Consider the following 25098-nt stretch of genomic DNA (forward strand, 5'->3'; position numbering starts at 1 on the left):
TTGATTTGCTGTCGCGCCCAAAGCCGGTGCGTTTTAACGATCAAAGAGTGTCCGCAGGCTCTCCCCAAGCGCAATTCGATAGGAGAGTTCAATGGCCAACATAACCGACAAAGAATCTAAGAATCCTGTCCCTAGCCAATCCAAGTGGGCAGCCGAACTCATCCAGAACATCCGCTCCATATTGCTCAGGGCGATGATCTCTGACTTTTTGAGTTACATCTTGGAACGCCTTGCCGAACTATTTTGACTAGGCGTTCAATCTTACCTTCGCCTACCGTCCCGATGCTTCGCCGATCATGTCCAGATTCTCATCCGACTGGCGGGCGAAATCGGCAATCGCCGCGCTGGCGTCCTGGAAGAAATCCAGCGTCATGTTCTCATACGTGTCACTCGGCTGGTGGTAATGCGGGTGGAAGTCGACGCCCAGATAAATGAACGGAATACCGGCAGCGTGGAAGGCGCCGCTATCGGTCAGATTGGTCCAGTCACCACCCGGCTCCTCGGTCGGCTCGTCATAGCCCATCGGCATCGACACCGTGGCGCGAGAGGCCACGTCTTCGACGATCGGCGTCAGGTAGGGATAGTGGTAGGTGCCGACGGCCCACAGGATGCGGTCGGTCGACATGGCAACCATGTCCATGTTCAGGTTGAAGGTGATGTTCTCGACCGGGATTGGCGGATTGGCGACAAAGGCCCGCGCGCCCTGCAAGCCACGCTCCTCGGCGTCGACGAAGGCGAAGATCACATCATGCTCGGGCGGATCGGCGAGGAACATTTCTGCCACGGCGAGAACCGAGGCGACACCGGAGGCATTGTCGTCGGCACCATTCCAGATTTGCTCGCCGCGCATGCCTTCGTGATCATAATGCGCTGAAACAACCATGGTCCGGGAGCTGTCGCTGGTCCCGTCGATGCGGGCCAGGATATTGACGCCGTCTACCTTCTCGCCCGTCCGCCGCATTTCGAATGAGAAATCGTGCTCATAGCTGTCGCCGACCGGGGCGACGCCCATCGCCTCGAGACGAGTGATGATATAGGCGCGGGCACGGGCATTGCCGTCGGTTCCGACCTCGCGGCCTTCCATGTCATCCGCCGCCAGGACGCGTAGATCAGTGAGCAATTGTGGCCGGTCGAGCGACCAGGCTTCACCCGCGCCACCGGGTTGGACGGCCGCACAAGCCGTCGTCAGCAAGGCCATGGAAAACATGGAAGAAGCCAGAATGGCGCGCATGGAAAACCCCCGGTTCAGAAAACAGCGGGCAGACTGCCATGCGTGGGCCAACCGCCCCACCAAATTTTCCGTAACAATCAGAACCAGCGGCGCGGAGATGCGGCCGGCTCGCCCTCATGCGCGGGCCAATTGGCCTCGGACTGTTCCAGATAGCCGGGAATGTCGCGCTCCCAACGTTCCTGGATCGAGGCCGAGAAATTCATGTAGAGCACCCCATCAACGACGCGATAGGCCAGCGGGTCGCTGCGCACCTTGCGATCATTCGCCAGCGCGTAGGCACAATGACCGTCATAGGCCGGCGCATAACGCGCCGGATTGGCAACAAACAGGTCGCGATTGTCCTCGGTCGCGAAATACCAGGTCACGCCATTATACTCAGCGGTGATGCTGTCGAGCCCGGGTAGTGGCGCGTCCGAAGTGTGATAGCTGACCACGTCATGCCCACCGACGGGCCGGCCATCACGGTCGAGATAGGGTTCACCGGCATCGGCGATCCCGGCGAGGAACAAGGCCGCCAGGACAAGGTTGGCGAGGCCGAGGCCGAGGCGCACGACAAATTTGGCAGTGAAGAAGGCGGTCATGGTCTTTTCCCTTGCAGCAGTCACGACTAGCTTGGCGCAGATATGGGCTGCAGCGGCCAGCGCGGATAGTGCACGCGACGACACGTCCGGTCACGCTCGTGCCGGTTGGATGTGATCCATCGTGAAGCCAGGTCGTAAAGTCGCGACAGCCCGCCCGCCAGACATCCGACGAGGACACACCATGCCCATGCCCGCCACCGACATCATCGCCCTGATCAAGGCCGGAATTCCCGATGCCGAGGTCGAGATGACCGATCTGGCCGGTGACAATGATCACTGGAAAGCCGTCGTCACCGCAGAAAGCTTTCGCGGCAAGCTGCGCGTCGCCCAACACCAGATGGTCTACGCGGCGCTGGGCGGCAAGATGGGTGGTGAGCTGCACGCCCTCGCGCTGGAAACCCGGGTTCCCGCCTGATGATCGACGCGGATGGCTTTTCCCGGCTCGGCTTTGGTGTCACCGGTCCGCACGCCGGGCTGGGCGCCGGGCGCGGTGCCACGACACGGCTGATCCACCAGGCGATTGATCTGGGCGTCACCCTGTTCGACACCGGCCCCGCCTATGGCCGGGGCGAAGCTGAGCGACGCCTCGGTGCAGCGCTGAAAACCGTGCCACGGGCCAAAGTATTCGTCGCGACAAAGGCAGGCGTGCATGCCGGCGGTCATCGCGACCTGTCGGCCGGCGCGGTGGAGATGTCACTGCGAGATTCGCTGAAACGCCTGCAGCGCGACCATGTCGACCTCCTATTGCTGCACGGGCCCGCCCCGGACGAGCTGACCGACAAGCTGATCCGCCGGCTGCAGGCCTTCCGTGATCGCGGCATGATCCGCCATATCGGTGTGTGTGGTCGCGGCGGCGAGCTCGACCGCGCCATCGAACTCGGCGTTTTTGATGCGCTGATGGCACCGGTCAATGCGCGTCTCACCGAGGCGGAGCGGCAGCGACTCGAACAGGCCCGCGCCGCCGGGCTCTCGGTCATCGGCATCGAAACGATGGCCGGCGCTTCGCAGGCACCAAGCGTGCCCGGCTCGCGCGGCGATCTCTGGTATCTTGCACAGCGGGTCAAACAACGGCTCCAGCGTCATCCGGTAGCACCGACCACGGGCAGCCCGGCGGACAGTCTGCGCTGGGCCCTGTCCCAGCCTTACGCGAACAGTGTGATGTGCCTCACCACAAAACCGAGCCATCTGGCCGCCAATGCGGCACTGGTTGCCGCTCTTGAAGCCAAGCAGCCGACGTCTTAGCTATCGATCAGGATGATCCGAGGAGTTCCGCCATGTCCGTGACCGCTCACGACAGCATCAAGTCGACCATCGACAACAACGACGTCGTGCTCTTCATGAAGGGCACGCCGGTCTTCCCGCAATGCGGGTTTTCCTCGGTTGTCGCGCGCGTGCTGGATCATCTCCAGGTCAATTTCGAGAGCGTCAATGTGCTCGAGGATGATGGTATCCGTCAGGGCATCAAGGAATTTTCGAACTGGCCGACCATTCCCCAACTCTATGTGAAGGGCGAATTCGTCGGCGGCTGCGACATCATCAAGGAAATGTTCGAGACCGGCGAGCTGCAAGCCTATTTCAAGGACAAGGGCGTCGTCGACGCTGCTTGAGCCCTGACGACCGACCGGATTGACCGATTTGGGGCATTCCGGCTCGCCAAACTGGCAATTCCACCCCATCCCGTGCTGAGACCGGCCGCCGCCTTGCCCGCTCCCCGAGCCCCGTGGAACACCATTCCCGGTGCAAGGAGTGATGATGGGCCGACTGATCGCAATCTCGAACCGAACGGCTGCCGACCCGAAGGCCCGCGCCGGCGGGCTGGCGGTGGCGGTCTGGGAATCTCTCAAGGAAACCGGCGGCAGCTGGTTCGGCTGGAGCGGCGAGCTGGTCGACGAGATACCGCGCGGCACCAGCGTCTACCGCGATGAGGGCGTTGAATTCGTCCTTACCGACCTGACCCATGACGAGCATGAGGGGTTTTATCTCAACTATGCCAACCGGGTGATCTGGCCGGTTTTTCATTACCGCATCGATCTTGCCTGTTTCGACAGCGACGCCTTCCAGGCCTACTCCGCGGTCAATCAGCGCCTGGCCAACATGGTTGCCGACCGGCTGGTGCCGACCGACACGGTCTGGGTCCATGACTATCATTTCCTGCTGATGGGCGACGCCCTGCGTCATGCCGGCTGGGAAGGACCGACCGGCTTTTTCCTGCACATCCCCTTCCCGCCGCCGGAGATTTTCCGTGCCATTCCCGAGCATCACTGGATCGCCCGCGCCCTGTGCGCCTATTCGGTGATCGGCTTCCAGTGCTCCCGCGACCGCTCAAATTTCGTGCGCTACCTGGTCGATGATTGCGGCGGCAAGGAATTGGGCGATGGCCGGATCTCGGTTTTCGGCACGACCACACGGATCGAGGCCTATCCGATCGGCATCGATCCGGCCGGTTTCATCGCGGCCGCCCATTCAGCTGTCGCAGACCGCGCTGCCGAACGGATCAGCCGCTTCCTGGGCGGCCGCGAACTCGTCATCGGCGTCGACCGGATGGATTATTCCAAGGGCCTGCCGCAGCGCTTCGAGGCGGTCGGCCAGCTGTTTGACGACCATCCGGAAATGCACGGAAAGGTCTCGGTCACACAGATCGCACCGCCGTCGCGCTCGAAAGTCGAGGAATACCAGGAACTGCGACTGGAGCTCGACCAGCTGGCCGGACGGATCAATGGCGATCACGGCGATCTCGACTGGATCCCGTTGCGCTACCTGGCACGCTCCTACACCCGCGAGGAACTGGCTGGCCTGTTCCGGATTGCCCGGGTCGGCCTCGTCACCCCTTTGCGCGACGGCATGAACCTGGTCGCCAAGGAATTCGTCATCGCCCAGGACGAAAGCGATCCGGGCGTTCTGGTCCTGTCGCAATTTGCCGGCGCGGCCGAGCAGATGAAGGACGCGCTGATCGTCAATCCGCACGATCGCAACAAGGTCGCCGACGCCATCCACCAGGCCCTGACAATGTCGCTCGAGGAACGCCAGGAGCGCTGGCGCAAGCTGCGCGATGTGGTCGTCGCGCAGGACATTGCCTGGTGGCGCAACCGCTTCCTCGAAGACCTCAAGCCGGCGGTGCCGGCATGAGCGAAACCCGTACCCGGTCCCACCTCGCCAACACGCATGACACGCCGGTCTTCAACGTCAGGCAAAACGCGCTTTTCCTCGATTTCGACGGCACGCTGGCGCCGCTGCAGGATGATCCCGACACGGTCTTCCTGCCACCTGGCGGCAGCGATATCCTTCAGGCGCTGGCCCGGGCGAGCGGTGGGGCGCTGGCCATCATCAGCGGGCGCGACATCCGCGACCTTGATCGCCGCATTCCCGGTGCCCTGTGGCGCATTGGCGGGCATGGCAGCGACTTCTGCGCCCCCGGTCGCCATCCCGCCGCCTGGGCACCCCCGGCTCCGGATGCACTGTTTCACGGAGCGCACCAGTTGTGTGCTGACACACCGGGCACGCGCCTGGAAGTCAAAGGTCCGGTTCTGGCCTTGCACTATCGTGCGTCACCCGGCGCAGGACCGGCCCTGGCTGCGGCCCTGGCCGAGCTTGTCACCGATTGCCCGGCCTACGGGCTGCAGGCCGGGAAGATGGTGTTCGAGCTCAAACCTGCGGCCGCCAGCAAGGCGCGCGCCGTCGAGCGCTTGTTGACGCTCCCCCCCTTCGCCGGGCGCTGCCCGGTGATGATCGGTGATGATGCGACCGATGAGGACGGCATGCGCGCTGCGATCGCGCTGGGCGGGTGGGCGATCAAGGTCGGCGAAGGCCAAACGAGCGCAACGACCCGTCTCGACGACCCGGCCCGAGTGTGGAACTGGCTGGAGGCACAACTCCCATGAATTCGCTGGAACTTGGAATCATCGGCAATGGCACGGTTGCCGGACTGGTCGACCCGCATGGCGCGTTGACCTGGCTTTGTCTGCCGCGGCTGGACGGCGAGCCGGTCTTCAACAGCCTGGTTGGCGGCAAGGGCCGGTTCGGCGTCGAACTCGCCGGTCAGGTCTCCGCCACCCAGCGCTATGTCCGCAATACGGCCGTGATCGAGACCGAGTTGGAAGCCGCCGACGGGTCGGCGATCCTGATCACCGATTTCGCGCCGCGTTTCATGGACAAGGGCCGCATGTTCCGCCCCGCCTCGACCGTACGCCGCATCACCCCGCTGCGCGGCATGCCGCGCATCTCGGTGACCCTGGCCGCATCCTGCCGCAAGGGCGCTGCCGAGATGCCGGCCAAGCGCGGCGTTTCGCATGTCAGCTTTCTCGATGACAGCGCCGGTTTCCGGATCACCACCGACGCACCGCTCTCCTACATCATGGACCGGCGCGACTTTGTGCTCGACCATGAGGTCGCCTTCGTTCTGGGACCGGATGAGAGCCTGTCGGATTCGGTCGGGGCGATGGCCAAGGACTGGTTCGAGCGGACCTGCAATCACTGGCAGGACTGGTCGCGCCGCCTCGCCACCCCGCCGGAATGGCAGGAGGCGGTGATCCGCGCCGCGATCACACTCAAGCTCTGCGTCTATGAGGAAACCGGCGGGATTGTTGCGGCGCTGACGACCTCGATCCCGGAACATGCCGATAGCGAGCGCAATTGGGACTACCGTTTCTGTTGGCTGCGCGACGCCTATTTCACCGTCACCGCCCTCAACCGGCTCTCGGCCGTAGGCACGCTGGAAGGCTATATGGCCTATTTGCGCAACACGGTGGCACTCACCAAGGGCGGACATATCCAGCCGGTCTTCGGGATCGCGCTGGAGATGGACCTGACCGAAATGATCGCCGCCGACCTGCCGGGCTATCGCGGCATGGGTCCGGTGCGCTTCGGCAACCAGGCCGCCGAACACATCCAGCATGATGTCTATGGTCACGTCATTCTGGGCGCCTCCCAGGCCTTCTTCGACGATCGCCTGCAATCCAAGGCCGGCCGGCTGGAGTTCGAGCATTTCGAGGTCGTCGGTGAGCGCGCCTATGCGGTCTACAACACGCCCGATGCCGGGATATGGGAATATCGCGGCCGCGCCGATGTGCACACCTCCTCGGCGATCATGTGCTGGGCGGCCTGCGACCGCCTCGCCCGCATCGCCAGCGTCCTCGGTCTCGACGCGCGCCAGGACTACTGGACACTCCGGGCCAATGAAATCCGTGAAACCGTGTTGCGCGAAGCCTGGAATGAGAGCCGCCAGGCCTTCACCGGCGCCTTCGGCGGCGAAGCCTTGGACGCCTCTGTTCTCTTGATGGCCGAAATCGGTTTCATCACGCCGAATGATCCGCGTTTCATTGCGACGGTGGAGCGGGTCGATGAGGAATTGCGCGACGGCTACCACGTCTATCGCTACCGGGTCGCTGATGATTTCGGCAAGCCGAAGACCGCCTTCACCGCCTGCACTTTCTGGCATATCGACGCGCTGGCCCGGATCGGCCGGCTGGAGGATGCCCGCGCCATGTTCGAGGATGTGCTCGCCCACCGCACGCAGCTGGGCATATTGTCCGAGGATATCGATACGGCGAGCGGTGAGCTGTGGGGCAATTTCCCGCAGACCTATTCCATGGTCGGCATCATCAATGCCGCCTCGCGCCTGTCACTGAGCTGGGACGCGGTGGTCTGAGCGACCCCTGAGTGTCCGTGCTAGCGGCGGCTGGCGACGAAGGTGCGATTGTCGTTCCAGTCCCAGGGACGCTCGGTGTCGACCGGGTTGAGGAGGATCACCTGGCCACCGATCGGCACGCCGAGTTCCTCGAAGCCGAAGCCGAGCTGGGTGCCCCAGGGCGCCGACGCGTCACAGCGGTCCGGCGCCTGTCGGATCAGCCTGACCGTGTAGATGTCGTCGTGATACTGCTGCACATCGACCCGGAAATCGGCGCGCGAGGTACAGCCATTGGTGTCGGCATGGACGATCAGGATATCGTCCTCGATCACGCGCCAATAGATGATGTTCTCAAGTGATGGGTCCGGTGCCGGCGCCTGACGGTTGGTGCCCGGGATGCGCATGTCGGAGATATTGATTGTCGGCAGCGCCGGCATGGCGGGCATGGGCGGCAGGCTGGGCAGGAGGCTGCGCCTCGCCTCGACCTGCGGCTCCCCGCTCGTTGCACATGCCGAAAGTGAAACAGCCAGCCCCAAACCGGCCAATACGCCCCGCCAACGCCCTGTCATCCTTGCCCCCAAAGACAGCCCCAATACGCGTCCGGACCCCGCATTTTGCCCCCGCGGCCCCGAACGTCGAGCCATACAATCAGGGTTTAACAATTGATCAACCACGGACTCGTGAGACGCGAAATCCCGAATCAACTTGCTGCAGAAAAAGGCAGGGCTGCGCGAAGACAGGTCAGCGATGTCGCCGCTTGCCTGAACGGCATTCACCAGCACACTCCAAAACGTTCAGTCGGAGGCTGCCGGAATGCGACAATTGATCGGACACACCCTCGCAATGGCTGTGCCCGCCGCCCTCTCCATCCTGACGAACGCCGAATTCGCAGACCGGTGGGACGGCGGACAGGGAATGGGACCAGCCATCACTGTCGTGTTCGGAGCAATGGCCGCCTTCGTGTCGCTTGTGGCCGTTGCGGTCGCGATGATTGTCCATGGCGCGACCCTGACCGATACCGGGCGCGAGCGACGCAAACAAGGCGCGCTGGCCTGCCTTGGCAGCGCAGGCATGGCCCTGGTCTGGCTGGTCGTGATGATGTCCAGCGTCGACACCCGCGGACTTTCGCTCTCCCATGGCGAAGAGGAGCCTGCCTTCCTGGCGGCAACGCTGACCGGCCTCGGTCTGATGTGGGCTTACTACTTCCTGATGACGGCGCGTCGAAAACCAGTTCCCTCCCGCTGACGGGCAGGCCGGACGCGAAATACCGCCCCGCGTGGTGTAGCGCTTTAACCTGTTGATCAGTCGTTCAGTTTTGAGCCGCGTCCGGCTATTATCCTGGTGCGCTGGAAACCGCCTGCCTGCCGCACCACATCCAAGGCCCCGCCCTCCTGCGAACGGACAACGCGCGCATGAATGAAACCCTGTTCCTGTTCAGCCTCGTGATCGTGTTCAGCATCTTGTTGATCCCGCTTTCGACGCGTTTCAGGGCGCCCATCCTGCTGATTTTCCTGATCATCGGCATGCTGTTTGGCGAGGATGGTCCGGGAGGCATCCTGTTCGAGGATTTCGATCTCACCTACCAGGCCGGCTCGATATGCCTGGCCTTGATCCTTTTGTCCGGCGGGCTGGATACGCGCAGCACCGATGTCCGCGCCGCAGCCCTGCCCGCCGGCCTGCTGGCCGGCCCCGGCGTGATCCTGACCGCCGTTCTGGTCGGGTGCGCCTATGCGCTGGTGTTTGATGCTTCCATCATTGAAGGTCTGTTGTTCGGCGCCGTGGTCAGTTCCACCGACGCCGCCGCCACCTTCATGGCGCTGCGCGATGGCGGCGTTACCCTGGCCCGCCGCCCGCGCCAGACCCTGCTGGTCGAGTCCGGCATCAATGACCCGATGGCCATCTTCCTGACAGTGATGATGGTGGAGATTGTCGACAGCGGCTTGCCGCTCTCGCTCGACACGATGGTCCAGTTCATGCCGGTGCTCGCGCTCCAGCTCGGCCTTGGCCTGGCGATCGGAATTTGCGCCGGCTGGTTGGCCGCACGCCTGATGGGGCGGATCAAATTGCCAACGGGGGTCCGCTCGCCCCTGCTGCTGGCGATGGGCCTGCTGGCCTATTCCGGCACCGGCCTGCTGGGCGGGTCCGGCTTCCTGGCGGTCTATCTGTTCGGACTGGGTGCCGCGAATTTCGGCACGACCCAACCGGTGCGCGCCATCCATTTCCATGAAGGCCTGTCCTGGATCGCCCAGATCTGCCTGTTTGTCCTGTTGGGCCTGCTGGTAACGCCCAGCGCCCTCGGCGAGGTTCTCCTGCCCGGCCTGATCCTGGCCGCCGTGCTGATGCTGGTCGTGCGCCCGGTCTCGGTGATCGCCTGCCTGATGCCGCTTGGCGTTCCGCTGCGCGAACAGATCTATGTCGGCTGGATGGGCATGCGCGGGTCGGTGCCGATCTTCCTCGCCATCCTGCCCGTAGTCAGCCCGGGCCCGATCACCGCGGTCTTTTTCAACCTGGTCTTCGTGATCGTGGTGATCTCGCTGCTGGTACACGGGCTGACGGCAGCCCTGTCTGCCCGCTGGCTGGGCGTCGAGACAGACCGCGCACCCGAGCCGGACACCGCCGCATCCGAGTGCGACGACTGACACGAAAAAGGCCGCCCCGGTGTCCCGGAGCGGCCTGTTTCTGATCGATTTCCGTCCTCTTACGAGGAGTAGAATTCGATGACCAGGTTCGGTTCCATCTGCACCGCGTACGGCACTTCAGAGAATTCCGGCATGCGGACGAAGGTGGCCTTCATCGCCTTGGCATCGAGATCGATATAATCCGGCAGGTCACGTTCCGGGCTGTCCAGGGCTTCCAGGACCAGCGCCATCGAGCGCGAACGCTCGCGGACTTCGATCACGTCACCCGGCTTGCAGCGGTAGGACGGGATGTTGACCTTGATGCCATTGACCTTGACGTGGCCGTGATTGACGAACTGGCGCGAGGCGAAAACCGTCGGCACGAATTTGCAGCGGTAGACGATGGCGTCCAGGCGGCTCTCGAGGAGACCGATCAGCAGCTCGGCGGTGTTACCCTTACGGCGGGAAGCTTCGTCATAGGTCCGACGGAACTGCTTCTCGGTGATGTTGCCGTAATAGCCCTTCAGCTTCTGCTTCGCCATGAGCTGAAGACCGAAATCGGACATCTTGGTCTTGCGGCGCTGACCGTGCTGGCCGGGGCCATAGGAGCGCGAGTTGACCGGAGACTTCGGACGGCCCCACAGGTTTTCACCCATGCGGCGGTCAATTTTGTATTTCTGCGAATGACGCTTCGACATGTTCTCTCTTCTCTCGATGCGGTCCGGCAACACTCGGCATTGAGGTTGCGATTTAAACGGCGGAGCTCACATCACCCGTACCCCGCGCACCCGTTGGCACGCGAGAAGCGGGGGTTTTACCTGTGTGGGCAGGGATGTCAATGGGTGCAGGCTGCGCACCGCGAAACAGCGCTGCGCTCCAAAACTCCCCGCCTTCCGAAACTCATATGTGAAAACCTCGTCGGGCCGGACGAGGCGGGTCATCCACCGCGGGACATCTTCTTTACGCGGACACAAGCCGATATAGTCGGCGGGTATCAAATCGCCGCTACTCCGCCGCGTCCGGCACTGTCAACGCGGCCTCCATCGGGCCCGTCGTCAGTATCTCGAATTCGCGCTCAATGGTCCTTGGCCAGAGAGCGCTGGCGACCAAGGCGCTAGCGATCGCACCGGCGAGGAAGCCGCCAATGAAGGGGCGCTTCACGATACGCAGGGCGCCCTGCACCCCATCCCGTACCCAGATCGCCGGCGGCGGCACAGGCAAGGCCCCTGCAGCCTCGACGGGCGCAGTCAGACTATAGCCGATACGTGGCAGGGTACGGATCAGGCTGGCATCGCCCAACAGGCGTCGCAGGCGGGAAATGGCCTGGTTGAGCGCTTCATCACTCCCATCCTCCTCCCACACCGTGTCGAGAAATTCGTCGCGGGTGACCGGGCTGACGCCGCGCCGGGCGAGCAGGTGCAGGACGCCCGCAAGGCGCGGTTCGAGACGATGCGTCTGCCCGTCCCGAACCAACTCGCAGGCCAGCAAATCGCAATGCGCCGCGCCGATCCGGAACCGCGTGACAGCGAGGTCTGCAGAGTGCGAAGAATGTGTCATGACGGCCTATCCAACAGGTTTTGGTCAGGACGCCGACCACCCGCCGCCCTAGCCAGACAAGGCTAACATGAGCAAGGAGCAGCAAGACCATGAAAGCTTTGTCATTCCTCAGACGCGGATCACCCCGCCTTATCCGCTCGGTCGGCATGACGCTGGGCCTGGCGTTGGCGATCAATGCCGCGGCACCCGCCCAGACAGCCCCGTTGAGCATTGATCCTGTCGTCGACCGCGGTGCCACCGGCGACCGCCTCTCCGATGCCTTCGACGCGCTCGAAGCGGCCGGCTTCACCGGCATTGTCGGCCTGTCGCACGAAGGCGAGACCGTGTTCTTGCGCGGCGCCGGCGAAGCTGATCCCCAGACCGGCCGTCGCTACGGCCCGGACACCCAGGTTGATACCGGCTCGATTACGAAGAGCTTCACCGGCATGCTGGCGGCCCAGCTGATCAGCGACGGTACCCTGTCCGCCGACTTGCGTCTGGCTGATGTCTTTGACGACGTCCCGTCCGACAAGGCTGATATCACCCTGCACCAGATGCTGACCCATGCGGCCGGCTTCCCCGGCGCGGTCGGTGATGATCTGGCCGATGAGGACTTCGACACTTTCCTGGCCAATGCCTTCGCCGCCCCGCTGCAGTTCGAGCCGGGCACGGGTTACCACTATTCCAATGTCGGGTTTTCGCTCGCCGCCGCGATCATGGAACACGCCACCGGACAGAGTTATGAAGCCCTGCTGCGCGACCGGCTGGCAAGGGTTGGCATTCACAGCACCGGCTATCAGACCGCCTTTGATCACGAACGTTCGGTCCATCTGGACGACGGTCGCGACGTGGCGGATGCCTCCTGGGGTGGCCATCCGCCGAACTGGAACCTGATCGGCAATGGCGGGCTGGTCTCGACCGCGCCGGACATGCTGGCCTGGCGCCAGGCCTGGTCGGCCGGTGATCTGATCTCGCCGCAGGCGCGCGATCTCGGCCAGACGCCGTTTCAGGATGAGGGCGGCGGTGCGTCACACTATGGGTATGGGCTGGTGGTCGAGGATGATCCCGCACTCGGCCGGATCTACTGGCATAATGGCGGCAATCCGCATTTCAACGCCCATTGGCGCGAACTGGCGGATCATGGCCTGATCCTGTTCGTCGGTACCGACCAGCATCGTTTGAACGCCGACCGGGTTGTCGATGTGCTGACGGCGGCCTGGTTTGGCCAGCCCTATGAGGTCACTGCGGCGCCGACCGCGTCGGATGCGCCGATTGAGCTGCCGGACACGCCAACCGGACAGCTGGTAGCTGACTTCATGGCCGCACTGGGCGGCGATGCCGCAGCGCACCAGGCGTTCATCGAAGCGCGTTTCACAGCAGACATGATCGCCTTTGCAGAGATGGATCGACACCTGGCCATGTTCGCCCAGCTGGCGGCGGATTTTGGCGGGCAGCCCGTGCTCGGATTCGAGGCCGGCGAGCAGCATGTGCGCTTCACAGTGCTCGCACCTTCGATGGGCGAAGCCGTCGCGATCCAGTTCGACACCACCGGCAGCGAAACACGCCGGATCGCCGGCCTTCAGATCGGGTAGGAGAACAGGCGCCGGTCGACACGCGGCCGGCGCCTGATGCCTATCTGGCGCTGTAGGTCATGAATTCAGCGCGGGTCACACGACCATCCCCGTTCGCATCAATATCGTTGAAAACCGCGGTCACGCTCGTCACGGCGGACTCCTCGGCATCAGCAATGACCCGATTAAGGAAGTCCGGCGAGGCGACACCAGCCTGGGCGTCCATGCCAAGATCGGCGAGTGCGGTCTGGACCGAGCCGGTGACTTGGGCGCGCAGTTCCGGGCCGAGCTGACCCTCGGCAGTCAGGCCGGCCTCGATGAAAAGCTCGGCGAGGTCGAAATCATTGCTGCCGTCGCGGTCGACCGAGGCAAAGCTGGCTTCGGGGTCGTTGCGATCGGCGTCGACCGGTGTGGCGGTCTGCAGGCCCGAGACAACCGCCACGGCGGTCACGAGGGCGAGAAAACTGGCAGGCATGGTGTACTCCTTCACATTGAGTTGGGGGAGCACCCGGCGGCGATGGCGCGAAGCGGGCCAAGTCTCAACATAGGCGCGAAGCACTTCGCTGGCTGTCACGCCATGCGACTGACACGCCTCCATGAAGTCCTGCTTGGTGCGGTGACCAATGCGAATCTCCAGGGTTTCGCTCTGCTTTTCACGCCGTTTCATCTTGTCTCCGGCCCGTGGCGCGGGCCGACCCTTGTTTCACGCTGACACCTGAGTGCAGCTCCAGAGCGCCACACCATGCAGGTCAAGAAGAACCGATTTGCCGTCCCGACGCACGTATTTTCACGTCCGGACACTGATTTCATTGATGAAATTTTGGTCACGCTCCGGACGCAACTGCCAAGACGAGAGCACCGAGCGTCACAAATCCTTGCCTTGTCGCGCGGCGCCTGCCTGACTAGCTGCGTCAGGGCCTGTTGTTCCGGGTTCCGATTGTCTGCCTTGGGGGTTTTCATGCTTGCTCGCCTTTTCACCCTGTCTGCGCTCGCCAGCCTTGTCGCGGCCTGCAGCCACCTGCCCACCCTGTCCGGTGAACCGGACACCCCCTTGGCTGATATGGCTGGCGATCCGCCCGTCGTCATCATGATCGGCCTCGATGGTCTGCGCTTTGATGCCATCGACCGTCATGAGGCGCCAAACCTGCGCGCCCTCGCCGCCCGCGGCACCCGGCCCGAGCGCATGATTTCGGCGATGCCGACCAAGACCTTCGTCAACTTCTACTCGCTGGCGACCGGGCTTTACCCCGAACATCACGGCATGGTGTCCAACTCCCCCTGGGACCGGCGGCTCGACGAGACCTTCTCCAATTCCGGCGGCAGCCCCCGGGATCCGCGCTGGTGGGGTGGTGAACCGATCTGGATCACGGCGGAGCAGCAGGGCCTGCGCTCGCACATCATGTTCTGGCTGGGCTCGGAAGTGGAAATCCAGGAAACCCGCCCGACCGTCTGGCACCCGTACGAACACGGCCGCCCCTATGAAGACCGCGTCGCCGAAGTGCTGGAATGGTTCGATGCTCCGCTTGCCGAACAACCTCGCTTTGCCGCCGTCTATTTCGACCATGTCGACACGATCGAACATCGTTTCGGTGTCGAGACCGAGGCCGAAGCCGACGCCGTCGCCCATGTCGACGCCCTCGTCGGTGACCTGGTCGCCGGTCTTGAAGCACGCGGCGTGATGGACCGGGCGACGATCATCATCGTCTCCGACCATGGCATGGTGAATGTCTCGACCGAACGCACCATCGCGGTGGACGCCCATGCCGATCTCGACGGCCTCTTCATCGAAGAGTTTGCCGGCGACTACGGCGCCGGCCTCGAACCTTTCCTGATGGGCTATGGTGATGAGGCCGCCGTGGACCGCGTCTACGCCGAGCTGCAGGGTGCCGATCCGCACATGCGAGCCTATCGCCGTCAGGACATGCCGGCGCATTGGCATTTCGATCATCCGGACCGCGGCCCGGATCTCTTCATCCTGGCCGACCCGGGCTGGTTGCTCACGACGAGCGAGACCGACCTGAGCAATCCCTACCTGGCCAGCCTCGCTGCCACCCACGGCTATGACAACCACGCCGACACGATGGGTGCCACCTTCATCGGTGCCGGCCCGATCTTCCCGGAAGGCAGTCGCCCGGCCGCTTTCGAGAACATCAATGTCTATGGCCTCATCGCCTGTGCACTGGACCTCGAGCCTGCCCGGACCGATGGTAGCGCCGAGGAAGTCGAGCGGATCACGGGCGGGCGCTGCCCCGCGGAATAGGCGGAGGGTCAGGATGGCGGAGACGATCACGCGGAGGGTCGCAATCGCGACAGGTGCGGCCTTCGGGCTGACCGCCGGCGCCGACGCCACCTCGCTCTGCACACCTGTCCGGCTGAGCGACCCGGAAACCGGTCTCGCTTTAGAGCCAGGTTGGCGTTGGCAGGCCATCAATGATGTGCCCGTGCGCCTGCAAGAAATTTACCCGGCAACGCTGGATCACGAGATAATTGTTGCCGGCGGTTTCTCGCCTGACGTGGCAAGCGGCGAACCCATGGGCGTGTTGGACCGGGCTTTCAGGGGCGTGACCTGGGGCGACGAGCAGGCGCCCTGCGGCGATGGTCCGCGTGTCGAATGGCACGAAATCGCGCCCCTTCCGGAGCCTCGTCACCATCCCAACTTGGTCGGGCATCAAGCCCATGTGTACGCGATTGGCGGGTTTCGGGTCAGCCCTTCGGGGGCTTGGACGATGATACCCAATCTGACGCGGTATGATCGACAGAACGATGTCTGGAGCGAAACAACGCCACTTCCCGAGCCGTTCGCCGAGACCTGCGCCGTGTCACTCGGCCGGTTCATTCATGTCGCCACCGGGCGTCAGCCTGCCGCCGCATCAAATGGCCAATGGGTCGACCATCAGGACAGCGGGGCACATTTTGCCTTTGATCCGGACGCGCAGGAATGGACACGGCGCGCGCCCAACCCCAATCCTCGCAATTCCGCAGCCGGCGTCACCCTGGACGGGAAGTTTCATGTCATCGGTGGACGGCGTGTCGACGATGGAAACAAGGCCAGCCACGAAGCTTATGACCCTGTTTCCGACACTTGGCACAGCCGGGCACCCCTGCCCCAAGCCCAAGGTGGATTGGCCGCCGCCGTCTCGGGCGGGCGCATTTTTGCGTTCGGGGGCGAGTATTTCTCCAATGGCGGCGGCGTTTACCCACAGCTCTGGATCTACAATGCGCGCACAGATGCGTGGGAAGCCGGGCCGGACATGGCCACGCCTCGCCACGGTTTGGGCGGTGTCAGCATTGACGGGCATATCTACGCAATCGGCGGCGCCACCGGACCAAGTGGTCAAGGCACATCGAATATTGTCGAGCGCCTATCCTGGCACTTCATCTAGCCGGGCTTGGTGATCATCAGCCAGAGAATGGCGATCAGCGCCGCAAAGGCCGGCCAGCCGAGGGCGAACCAGATTCGCATCAGCCGGTGCACATCGGCGGGAATGTCGGGACCGGAGGTCTCGGCCAAGCGCGCCTTGACCCGCATCTGGATCCACACGACCGGCAGCCAGCAGGCGCCGATGAAGAGGTAGAGCGCGACACTCGCTACCAGCCAGGGCACTGTCAGGGACCAGCCGGCGAGATGGGCCAGGGCGAGGCCTGAGATCGGTTGCAGGATCACCGCGCTCGCGGTGAACACCCAGTCCGCCAGCACGACATGGCGGGCGACCATGGCAAAGGCGGCGCGGTCACCGCTGCGCCAGGCCATCAGCATGAAAAAGGCAATCGCCGCCCCCGAGCCGAACAGCACCGCCGCCCCCAGGATGTGGACCAGCCGCAGGACCGGATAGAGCTCCATCAGCGTTCATCCTCGGTCGCAGCGATCATGAGCGCCAGCGCCATCATCGGGAAAACTTTCAGGATCGGACCGAGGGCGTCGGTCCACAATCCCGGCAGGGTCACGCTGAGGGTGAGGATATAGGCGAACGTCCCGGCGATCATGATCGCGGACAGGAGACGCACCCGCCATTTGGCCAGCATGCCCAGTCCCATGGCGATGTCGAACAGGGAACCGAACCATAAAACAGGCGGCTGGGCTGCCTCGGAAAACCCGCCGGCGGCGAGCACGGAATAGGCGTGATCCTTGGCGATGGTGAGCGCCAGCACGCCGGTCATGAGCCAGTAGAGGCCCAGCACCCAGCGCGCCAGCGGGCGGGCAAAGCCGAGTCTGGCATGCCAGCGATCCTGCAGCCCGGCCGGATGGGCCGCGAGCCAGTCGTGGAAGCCGCGCGGCGCGGCGCCGGTCGCCGCCATCCAGCCGGACGGGTCGCCCTCAACGTCGAAATCGAGCTGTTTGAGCGCGTTGGAGCGCATGGAGGTGCGCACACCCATCCAGCCCAGAAGATCACCAATCCAGAAGGCCGGCCGCGCCAGCCAGCGTGGCACAGCCAGGATGCGGCTATCGCCGAAACCAAGCCAGCGCCGATAGCCGCGCACGGTATCGGCAAGGCTGACCCGTTCCGGTCCGGCGAGGTCATAGCTGGTGCGCGACGGAGCGCCAGGACGGATCAGGTCAGCGATCGCGGCGCAAAGGTCGTCCATCCCGATCGGGCGAAAGACCTGCTCGCCACCGACAACCGGCGTCACAAAGGGCAAACCGCACAGGCTGCGCACCAGCGCCGTGCCGCCATAGACATTACGGGCGATAACAAGGGAGGGGCGAAGGATCAGCCAGTCGAGATCGCAGGCCTTGAGCGCCGCCTCGCCGGCCAGCTTGTCGCGGGCATAGTCCGAGCCGGCCGCCGCATCGACACCGACCGCGGAGATGTGCAGAACGCGCCGCACCCCCGCCCGTTCACAGGCTTGAAACAAGGCACTCGCCCCGTCGACATGGGCCTTGCGGCTGCTGTCGCCACGCCCGTCCTGCAGCACACCGACACAATTGATGACGACATCGACACCGGTCAGTCGGGGCAACCAGTCATCGATCATGTCACGGCGAAAGTCGCAGCTCGTCCAGTCCAGCCACGGAGCCCTTTGCCGGGCCGTTTCCACATCACGTGCGGCGGCGAGCACCTGATGCCCGCCGGCATGGAGATAGGCGGCGATGTGCGAGCCGATGAACCCGCTCGCCCCGGCAATCAATACGCGCATCAACTGGCCCCCTGCCCGCAGCGCATGCCCTCATGCTGCCGAGTCGGAAGCCAGTTTAGCGCGGACCGGCCGGACTGCCAGTCCGACCGATCCGCGCATCCCGGATAGACTGGATCAGCGTGCCGGTTCGCGATGCTCGGCGCCGCGGGCTTCAAGCCAGGCAACAACATGGCGCTGGCCGGTCCGGCGCGCTTCGCTCAGGGGTGAGCGGTAGATCTCCTGCCCGTCGCGACTGTGCGCGAGGACCGTCAGCGACAGATCGGCACCGGCGGCGGCGAGGCGCTCGATGACGTCGAGATGGCCTTGCTGGGCTGCATTCACCATCGGCGTTTCGTCACCCAGGACATAGGCGTCCGGATTGGCGCCGGCGGCGAGTAACAGGTCAACCGTCCCGCCCCGGCCATGCAGCGCGGCGGCGATCAGCCCATTGCCATCCCCGGACTGGGCGGCATCGACATCGGCACCGGAGGCAAGCAGCAGCTGGACCACGTCATCGCGGCCCCGGGCAGCGGCGGCAATCATCGGATTGCCGTCACCATTGACCCCGAGATCGGGATCGGCACCGGCGTTCAGCAGGGTTTCTATTGTGGTGCGATCACCGGACCGAACCGCGGCAATCAAGGCGGTACCATCGCCCTGGTAGCGGACATCCGGATTGGCCCCTTCGACGAGCAATTCACTGACACGGCTCGCTTGGCCACGACGGGCTGCCTGGTAGAGACGACCGTCGAGATCGTAAGAGTCGTCAAGGTCACGCAGGGGCGATGGCCGGGTATCACGGCCTTCCATGGCCCGGGCTTCACCCAATTGCGGTGTGAGGACCAGGGCTGTGGCCGACAGGGCGGGAAGCAGGAGGGCAAGACGCATGGGACTATCCTTTCGGTTGAGGTCAGAGGTCGCCGTCAGCCGGTCAACGCGTTGCGCCAGGCTGGAACGTGAGGGAGCGGCGGCGAGCGCCAGCGAGGCATGCGGGGTGCGGCGGGCGGCAGCATCGAGCAGCGCCAGGGCGAGATCGCGCGGCTGACCGGTGATCCGCGCCGCCTCGCGATCACACAAGGTCTCTCGATTGCGCTCGAGCACGGTCATCAGGGGGAGCAGTGGCAATACCCACCAGAAACCGGCCTGCAAAACCCGCAGCGCCAAGACCGTCCAGGCATCGCCGCGACGGGCATGGGCAATCTCATGTTCGAGCACGGGCCGGGCGGCATGGTCGAGCGGGAAACCGGCGGGCAGCAGGATTTGCGGCTGCCGATAGCCAGCGAGCAGCGGAGTGGTGGCAGCCTCGCTGATGGCAAGCGGCACGGCGGCGGACAGGCGCAGCGTGGCCGGACAGGACACGGGGCGCGCCGCCGAGCGCATGCGATGAAGTGCGACAAGATCGCGGATCAGACGCAGGGCCATCACGCCGGCTCCGGTCAGCCAGATCAGCAGGAGGGCATGTTGGAGCCGCGCCCCGGTATTGGCCGGTCCGGCGCCCGGCCGGACGACTGCTGGCGTGTCGTGGTGGATGGGGGCCCCCTCGACCGGTCCGGCCCTGCCGACGGGAAGATAGAGCGGTGGCGCGGCGGCGACCGCCGGTTCGTCTGCGGCAGTGGGCGTCGGCGCTGCGCGCAGGGCGAGCAGGAAGACCAGCGGGATGACACCGAGCGCGGCCAAGGCCAGGTCATGGCGTTCCCGTACAAAGCGCGCCGGCAGGACACGGTCGAGCGCGACCACCAGACCGGCCAGCGCTGTCGCGGCGGTCAGGGCCGCGAGCGCCGCCAGGAGCAGGGTTTCAACGGCCATCAGCGCGCCTCCCCGTCCGGGTCTTCATCGCGGCTTGCACGATCCGTCCCGTCCCCCTCGAGCACCGCAGCGCGCAGGGCTTCGATATCATCGAGGGTCAACTTCTCTGCCCGCACGAGATGCTGGGCGAGGCTCTGGGCCGAGCCGCCGAACAGGGTCCGGACGAGCGATCCGAGGGCCTGGTTGCGGGCGCCGTCGCGGCTCAGCAAGGCGGCGTAGATATGGGCCCGGCCGGACTTGCGATACCCGACATAGCCCTTGTCGGTCATGATCCGGATTGTGGTGAGGACGGTCGTATAGGCCAGGCCGTGCTCGGCGCTGAGCGCATCGGTAATGTCGCGGACGCTCGCCTCGCCCCGCTCCCAGAGCACGGTCATGATGCGCTGTTCGGCATCAGTGAGTTGCGGGGATGTTGGACGCGCCATCTACGAATTCCTTAGTTGATGATCCAGACCTCCCACGGGAGACTGCGACCATCAACTAACAAATTAGTAAGTCAGCGCAAAACCTGACGCCGCGCGATCACCAGGCAGCAACCAGGCGGGCGTCAGACCGTTGCAGATTACGCTATTCCGACGCCGTTTCCGCCGCGACGGCATTGCGCATCATGTCGAGATTATTCTGCAGGTTTGAAGAGATTCGGTCACGGACGGATGGCCAGCGATTTTCGACGATCAGCCATTCATTGCCGGACAGGGTCTGGCCATTGACGGCGGCGAAATAGGCGTTGGTTCCAAACGAGCAGGCCCACCAGGGCGACGCTTCGCCGGAAAAGGCCGAACCGGACTCGATAATCCCTTCGATCGCGGCGATCGTCAGCTCCGGTCGCGATGCGATCACTTCCAGCACCGTGACACCCGCATAGGCCGAAGCCTCGTTGATAACGTCCACAGCCGAGGAATCCAGGCACCGCGCCGCGTCATACATGGTCCGCGAACGTCCCAGGAAATAGGCCTGGACCGCAAAGGCGGGATCGGATTCCGCCGTCAACCGCGCCAGCTCGAACAGGAAGAAGGGCGGGTTCTCATTGCGGGCGCCCCACAGGTTCTGGGCCGTCGTGATGGTCTGTTCAGACGATTGTTCCTGGATCTGGTTGAGAATCCCCAGCACATCGCCCCAAGCCATCTGGCCAACAACGAAATGGGCCTCGCCCTCCTCTTCGCCGAGCGGTACGACGACGATCTCGGGCGACCGCGCATTGGGATCCGCGGCTGCGTCCGCCGCCGGATCCTGCGCCATGGCGCCACCGGCCGCACAGGCTGCGGCCAGCACGCCAGCGCTGATCAGCGCCCGCAGGCTAGAACGGGATTTCATCGTCGAGATCAGCATTGCGGAAATCTTCCTTCGGTCCATCCATCGAGCGCTGGCCGCCACCGGAGCCGCCGCCCTGGTCAAACTCGCCGCCGCTACTGCCGCCGCCATAACCGCCGCCGGAACCGCCCTCATTGCGGCCGTCCAGCATGGTCAGCTCGCCGCGGAAACGCTGCAGCACGACCTCGGTGGAGTATTTTTCCTGGCCGTTCTGGTCGGTCCATTTGCGGGTCTGCAGCTGGCCCTCGACATAAACCTTCGAGCCCTTCTTGAGATAGTTCTCGGCGACCTTGGCGAGATTGTCGTTGAAGATCACGACACGGTGCCACTCGGTCTTCTCGCGGCGTTCGCCCGAGGACTTGTCGCGCCAGCTCTCCGAGGTGGCGAGGGACAGATTGACGACCGGATCGCCATTATTCATGCGGCGGATCTCCGGATCACGTCCCAGATTGCCGACCAGAATTACCTTGTTGACGCTTCCCGCCATCGCCTGTTCTCCATCCTTGCTGCCAGCCTCGTACCGGGGGCAGCCCAGTGTTCACATTCTGTTCCGCAGGTCAATCAGCGCCTGCGAGTCAGGCTGATTTGAGAGGAGGCGAGCGACAGAGTCCAGCCGAGCGCAACAGGACGATCACACCTCGCCACGAACTCGCCTCCTGCCACCGTCATGTCAGTTGTCCCGCTTGGCACGCTGGACCCGGCGGCATCCGCGTCCTATCTCCTATGGATCACATTGTGCGCTGGACAGATCGCACAATGTTCCCCTAACGTTCCGATCCGGTTGCGAATCTCAACCGACTGGCGCGACCGAACGGAGACTGGCAGACGCATGGCGCTCGATACCATCCGCGTGCAGGGCGCACGCGAGCATAATCTCAAGAATGTTTCCGTTGACCTGCCGCGCGACAAGCTGATCGTGTTCACCGGCCTGTCCGGCTCGGGCAAGTCCTCGCTCGCCTTTGACACCATCTATGCCGAAGGCCAGCGCCGCTATGTCGAGAGCCTGTCGGCCTATGCCCGGCAATTCCTGGAGCTGATGTCCAAGCCGGACATGGACAGTATCGAAGGCCTGTCGCCAGCCATCTCGATCGAACAGAAGACGACCTCGAAAAACCCGCGCTCGACCGTCGGCACGGTCACCGAGATCTATGATTATATGCGCCTGTTATGGGCCCGGGTCGGCGTGCCCTATTCGCCGGCCACCGGCCTACCGATCGAGAGCCAGACGGTCAGCCAGATGGTCGACCGCCTGACCGCGCTCGAGGAGGGCTCGCGGCTTTACCTGCTGGCGCCGGTCGTGCGTGGCCGCAAGGGTGAGTACCGCAAGGAGTTCGCCGAATGGCTCAAAGCCGGCTTCCAGCGGGTCAAGGTGGACGGCGAGTTCTACACGCTGGAAGACGTCCCCGCGCTCGACAAGAAATTCAAGCACGATATCGACGTGGTGGTGGACCGGATCGTCATCAAGCCGGACATGGAAAGCCGCCTCGCCGACAGTCTGGAAACCGCCCTGCGCTTGGCCGATGGCCTCGCCGTCGCGGAATTTGCCGACCGTCAGGACGAGAAGGGCAATCCCGAGCGGATGATCTTCTCGGAGAAGTTCGCCTGTCCCGTCTCAGGTTTCACGATCTCCGAAATCGAGCCGCGCCTCTTCTCCTTCAACAACCCGTTCGGGGCCTGCCCGTCCTGCGACGGTCTCGGCCAGTCACTCAAGTTTGACGAAGACCTCGTCGTGCCCGACCGCGACAAGCCCTTGTCCGATGGCGCCATCGCGCCCTGGAGCCGGGCGACCTCGAAACTCTACCAGCAGACCCTGCAGGCCCTGGCCGGGCATTTCGGCGGCGACATGTTCCAGGCCTGGCGCGACCTGCCGGAGCCTTTCCGCAAGATCGTGCTGTTCGGTACCAAGGAGAAGGTCACCTTCGTCTATGAAGACGGGCTGCGGAAATTCGAGACCCAGAAACCGTTCGAGGGTGTCATTCCCAATCTGGAACGCCGCTGGCGCGAGACCGACAGTAGCTGGGTGCGTGAGGACCTGGCCCGTTTCCAGTCGGCCCAGCCTTGCGAGACCTGTGGCGGACGCCGCCTGAAGCCGGAAGCCTTGAGCGTCAAGATTGACGGCCAGGACATCACCGACGCCTCGAAACTCTCGATCCGCAATGCCCGCGACTGGTTCGGTGCCGTCGAGGCGACCCTGACGCCGAAACAGCAGCAGATCGCCGAGCGCATCCTCAAGGAAATCCGCGAGCGCCTGAAATTCCTCGTCGACGTCGGGCTGGACTATCTCACGCTTGATCGCGCATCCGGCACGCTGTCCGGCGGTGAAAGCCAGCGCATTCGCCTCGCCAGCCAGATCGGGTCGGGCCTGACCGGGGTGCTTTATGTGCTCGACGAACCGTCCATCGGCCTGCACCAGCGCGACAATACCCGGCTGCTGGAAAGCCTGCGCGGGCTGCGTGATCTGGGCAATACGGTGATCATTGTCGAGCATGACGAGGAAGCCATACTGACGGCGGACTATGTCGTCGATCTCGGTCCTGCCGCCGGCGTCCATGGCGGCGAAATCGTGGCCGCAGGCACGCCCGCTGAAGTCATCGCCAATCCGGCCAGCCTGACCGGCCAGTATCTGCAAGGCACGCGGCGCATTGAGGTGCCGACAAAGCGCCGCAAGATCGACAAGAAGCGCATGGTGAAAGTGGTCGGCGCGACCGGCAATAATCTCAAGACCGTCGATGCCGAATTCCCGCTTGGCGTGATGTCCTGTGTGACCGGCGTGTCGGGTGGCGGCAAGTCGACCCTGACCATCGAGACCTTCTACAAGGCCGCCGCGCGCAAGCTGCAAAAGGCCCAGCAGGTCCCCGCCCCGCACGACCGGATCGAAGGGCTGGACCGGCTCGACAAGGTGATTGATATCGACCAGTCACCGATCGGCCGCACGCCGCGCTCCAATCCGGCCACCTATACCGGCGCCTTCACCCCGATCCGCGAATGGTTCGCCCAGCTGCCCGAAGCCAAGACGCGCGGCTACAAGCCGGGCCGCTTCTCCTTCAATGTGAAGGGCGGGCGCTGTGAAGCGTGCCAGGGCGATGGTGTGGTGAAGATCGAGATGCACTTCCTGCCCGACGTCTTCGTGCCCTGCGATGTCTGCCACGGCGCCCGCTTCAACCGCGAGACGCTGGAGGTCCAGTTCAAGGGCAAGTCGATCGCCGATGTGCTCGACATGACGGTCGAGGAAGGCGCCGACTTCTTCAAGGCCGTGCCCGCCGTGCGCGACAAGATGGAAACGCTGAAACGCGTCGGTCTGGGCTATATCAAGATCGGCCAGCCCGCGACCCAGCTCTCCGGCGGTGAGGCCCAGCGGGTGAAGCTTTCCAAGGAGCTCTCCAAACGCGCCACCGGCAAGACGCTCTACATTCTCGACGAGCCGACCACCGGCCTGCATTTCGAGGATGTCCGCAAGCTGCTGGAGGTCCTGCACGAGCTGGTCGAAGCCGGAAACACCGTCGTCGTGATCGAGCATAATCTCGACGTCATCAAGACGGCCGACTGGCTGATCGATCTGGGTCCCGAAGGCGGTGATGGCGGCGGCGAAGTGGTTGCCGTCGGCACACCGGAAGACGTCGCCAAGGTCGAGCGCAGCTGGACCGGCCGCTATCTGGCACCGATGCTGGAACGGGCGAAGGAGTTGCGGAAGAAAGCGGGCTGACAC

General features: G+C 64.1%; 25 protein-coding genes. 13 read left to right on the top strand and 12 right to left on the bottom strand.

The annotated features are described in order from the left end of the window. Window positions 1-91: 91 nt before the first annotated feature. Window positions 92-247, top strand: coding sequence for a hypothetical protein (locus tag C7435_RS17090; RefSeq protein WP_170150358.1), 156 nt, complete (start codon window positions 92-94; stop codon window positions 245-247). 24 nt (window positions 248-271) lie between these two features. On the opposite strand, the gene C7435_RS06275 is transcribed toward C7435_RS17090, so the two are convergent. Both C7435_RS06275 and C7435_RS06280 read right to left on the bottom strand, forming a co-directional pair. Further along, the gene (locus C7435_RS06275; RefSeq protein ID WP_121210463.1) at window positions 272-1231 is read right to left on the bottom strand and encodes a M20/M25/M40 family metallo-hydrolase; all 960 of its coding nucleotides are present in this window, start codon (window positions 1229-1231) and stop codon (window positions 272-274) included. Between the two features lie 77 nt (window positions 1232-1308). Further along, window positions 1309-1812 carry a YHS domain-containing (seleno)protein gene (locus C7435_RS06280; RefSeq protein WP_083635152.1) on the bottom strand — a complete coding sequence of 168 codons (504 nt, stop codon included), beginning with the start codon at window positions 1810-1812 and terminating at the stop codon, window positions 1309-1311. Window positions 1813-1993: 181 nt separating this feature from the next. Here C7435_RS06280 and C7435_RS06285 point away from each other — a divergent pair, with 181 nt between their 5' ends. The 6 genes from C7435_RS06285 to C7435_RS06310 all read left to right on the top strand — a co-directional run bounded on the left by C7435_RS06285 (window position 1994) and on the right by C7435_RS06310 (window position 7456). Continuing rightward, window positions 1994-2227: a BolA/IbaG family iron-sulfur metabolism protein gene (locus C7435_RS06285; protein WP_075190562.1), complete on the top strand. Its 234-nt coding sequence runs from the start codon at window positions 1994-1996 to the stop codon at window positions 2225-2227. Continuing rightward, the gene (locus C7435_RS06290; RefSeq protein ID WP_121210464.1) at window positions 2227-3054 is read left to right on the top strand and encodes an aldo/keto reductase; all 828 of its coding nucleotides are present in this window, start codon (window positions 2227-2229) and stop codon (window positions 3052-3054) included. The genes C7435_RS06285 and C7435_RS06290 overlap by 1 nt, the downstream gene beginning before the upstream one ends. A gap of 32 nt (window positions 3055-3086) precedes the next feature. Next, window positions 3087-3419, top strand: coding sequence for a Grx4 family monothiol glutaredoxin (gene grxD, locus C7435_RS06295; protein ID WP_075190560.1), 333 nt, complete (start codon window positions 3087-3089; stop codon window positions 3417-3419). A gap of 145 nt (window positions 3420-3564) precedes the next feature. Further along, a complete protein-coding gene (locus C7435_RS06300) occupies window positions 3565-4938 on the top strand; it encodes an alpha,alpha-trehalose-phosphate synthase (UDP-forming) (protein WP_121210879.1) in 1374 nt (457 codons plus the stop codon). Beyond that, complete coding sequence (gene otsB / locus C7435_RS06305) at window positions 4935-5690, top strand: trehalose-phosphatase (RefSeq protein WP_121210465.1); 756 nt, start codon at window positions 4935-4937, stop codon at window positions 5688-5690. The genes C7435_RS06300 and otsB overlap by 4 nt, the downstream gene beginning before the upstream one ends. Continuing rightward, window positions 5687-7456, top strand: a complete 1770-nt coding sequence (locus C7435_RS06310; RefSeq protein WP_121210466.1) for a glycoside hydrolase family 15 protein — start codon at window positions 5687-5689, stop codon at window positions 7454-7456. The genes otsB and C7435_RS06310 overlap by 4 nt, the downstream gene beginning before the upstream one ends. A gap of 20 nt (window positions 7457-7476) precedes the next feature. Here the strand turns inward: C7435_RS06310 and C7435_RS06315 are convergent, their stop codons facing one another. Further along, window positions 7477-8004, bottom strand: coding sequence for a hypothetical protein (locus C7435_RS06315; RefSeq protein WP_170150359.1), 528 nt, complete (start codon window positions 8002-8004; stop codon window positions 7477-7479). Between the two features lie 274 nt (window positions 8005-8278). Between C7435_RS06315 and C7435_RS06320 the strand changes: the two genes are divergently transcribed. After that, entirely contained in the window at window positions 8279-8680 is a 402-nt protein-coding gene (locus C7435_RS06320) for a hypothetical protein (protein ID WP_121210468.1), read from the top strand. 167 nt (window positions 8681-8847) lie between these two features. After that, window positions 8848-10074 (top strand): potassium/proton antiporter, encoded by a 1227-nt coding sequence (locus C7435_RS06325; protein WP_121210469.1) that lies wholly within the window; start codon window positions 8848-8850, stop codon window positions 10072-10074. Window positions 10075-10133: 59 nt separating this feature from the next. Here the strand turns inward: C7435_RS06325 and rpsD are convergent, their stop codons facing one another. Next, window positions 10134-10751: a 30S ribosomal protein S4 gene (gene rpsD / locus C7435_RS06330; RefSeq protein WP_075190554.1), complete on the bottom strand. Its 618-nt coding sequence runs from the start codon at window positions 10749-10751 to the stop codon at window positions 10134-10136. A 307-nt stretch (window positions 10752-11058) separates the two neighbouring features. Then, on the bottom strand, window positions 11059-11610 hold the full coding sequence (locus tag C7435_RS06335) for a winged helix-turn-helix domain-containing protein (RefSeq protein WP_121210470.1): 552 nt from the start codon (window positions 11608-11610) through the stop codon (window positions 11059-11061). An 89-nt stretch (window positions 11611-11699) separates the two neighbouring features. Between C7435_RS06335 and C7435_RS06340 the strand changes: the two genes are divergently transcribed. Then, window positions 11700-13181, top strand: a complete 1482-nt coding sequence (locus C7435_RS06340) for a serine hydrolase domain-containing protein (RefSeq protein WP_121210471.1) — start codon at window positions 11700-11702, stop codon at window positions 13179-13181. Window positions 13182-13221: 40 nt separating this feature from the next. Here the strand turns inward: C7435_RS06340 and C7435_RS06345 are convergent, their stop codons facing one another. After that, window positions 13222-13827, bottom strand: coding sequence for an EF-hand domain-containing protein (locus C7435_RS06345; RefSeq protein WP_075190551.1), 606 nt, complete (start codon window positions 13825-13827; stop codon window positions 13222-13224). A 291-nt stretch (window positions 13828-14118) separates the two neighbouring features. Between C7435_RS06345 and C7435_RS06350 the strand changes: the two genes are divergently transcribed. Further along, window positions 14119-15420, top strand: a complete 1302-nt coding sequence (locus C7435_RS06350; protein ID WP_121210472.1) for an alkaline phosphatase family protein — start codon at window positions 14119-14121, stop codon at window positions 15418-15420. 13 nt (window positions 15421-15433) lie between these two features. After that, window positions 15434-16543, top strand: coding sequence for a Kelch repeat-containing protein (locus C7435_RS06355; protein ID WP_170150360.1), 1110 nt, complete (start codon window positions 15434-15436; stop codon window positions 16541-16543). Here C7435_RS06355 and C7435_RS06360 read toward each other — a convergent pair. The 6 genes from C7435_RS06360 to C7435_RS06385 form a co-directional block, all read right to left on the bottom strand. After that, the gene (locus C7435_RS06360) at window positions 16540-17001 is read right to left on the bottom strand and encodes a DUF2269 family protein (RefSeq protein WP_121210474.1); all 462 of its coding nucleotides are present in this window, start codon (window positions 16999-17001) and stop codon (window positions 16540-16542) included. The genes C7435_RS06355 and C7435_RS06360 overlap by 4 nt on opposite strands. Further along, on the bottom strand, window positions 17001-18296 hold the full coding sequence (locus C7435_RS06365) for an NAD(P)H-binding protein (RefSeq protein ID WP_121210475.1): 1296 nt from the start codon (window positions 18294-18296) through the stop codon (window positions 17001-17003). Before C7435_RS06365 ends, C7435_RS06360 begins: the two co-directional genes overlap by 1 nt. A gap of 114 nt (window positions 18297-18410) precedes the next feature. Continuing rightward, entirely contained in the window at window positions 18411-20081 is a 1671-nt protein-coding gene (locus C7435_RS06370; protein WP_121210476.1) for a M56 family metallopeptidase, read from the bottom strand. Further along, entirely contained in the window at window positions 20081-20506 is a 426-nt protein-coding gene (locus C7435_RS06375; RefSeq protein WP_121210477.1) for a BlaI/MecI/CopY family transcriptional regulator, read from the bottom strand. The genes C7435_RS06370 and C7435_RS06375 overlap by 1 nt, the downstream gene beginning before the upstream one ends. A 142-nt stretch (window positions 20507-20648) precedes the next feature. Further along, window positions 20649-21395, bottom strand: coding sequence for a hypothetical protein (locus tag C7435_RS06380; protein WP_147422642.1), 747 nt, complete (start codon window positions 21393-21395; stop codon window positions 20649-20651). Beyond that, window positions 21379-21879, bottom strand: a complete 501-nt coding sequence (locus tag C7435_RS06385; protein ID WP_121210479.1) for a single-stranded DNA-binding protein — start codon at window positions 21877-21879, stop codon at window positions 21379-21381. The genes C7435_RS06380 and C7435_RS06385 overlap by 17 nt, the downstream gene beginning before the upstream one ends. A 342-nt stretch (window positions 21880-22221) precedes the next feature. Between C7435_RS06385 and uvrA the strand changes: the two genes are divergently transcribed. Further along, entirely contained in the window at window positions 22222-25095 is a 2874-nt protein-coding gene (gene uvrA / locus C7435_RS06390; protein ID WP_121210480.1) for an excinuclease ABC subunit UvrA, read from the top strand. Window positions 25096-25098: the final 3 nt, after the last annotated feature.

The organism is Maricaulis maris, from assembly GCF_003634045.1.
Lineage (GTDB): Bacteria > Pseudomonadota > Alphaproteobacteria > Caulobacterales > Maricaulaceae > Maricaulis > Maricaulis maris.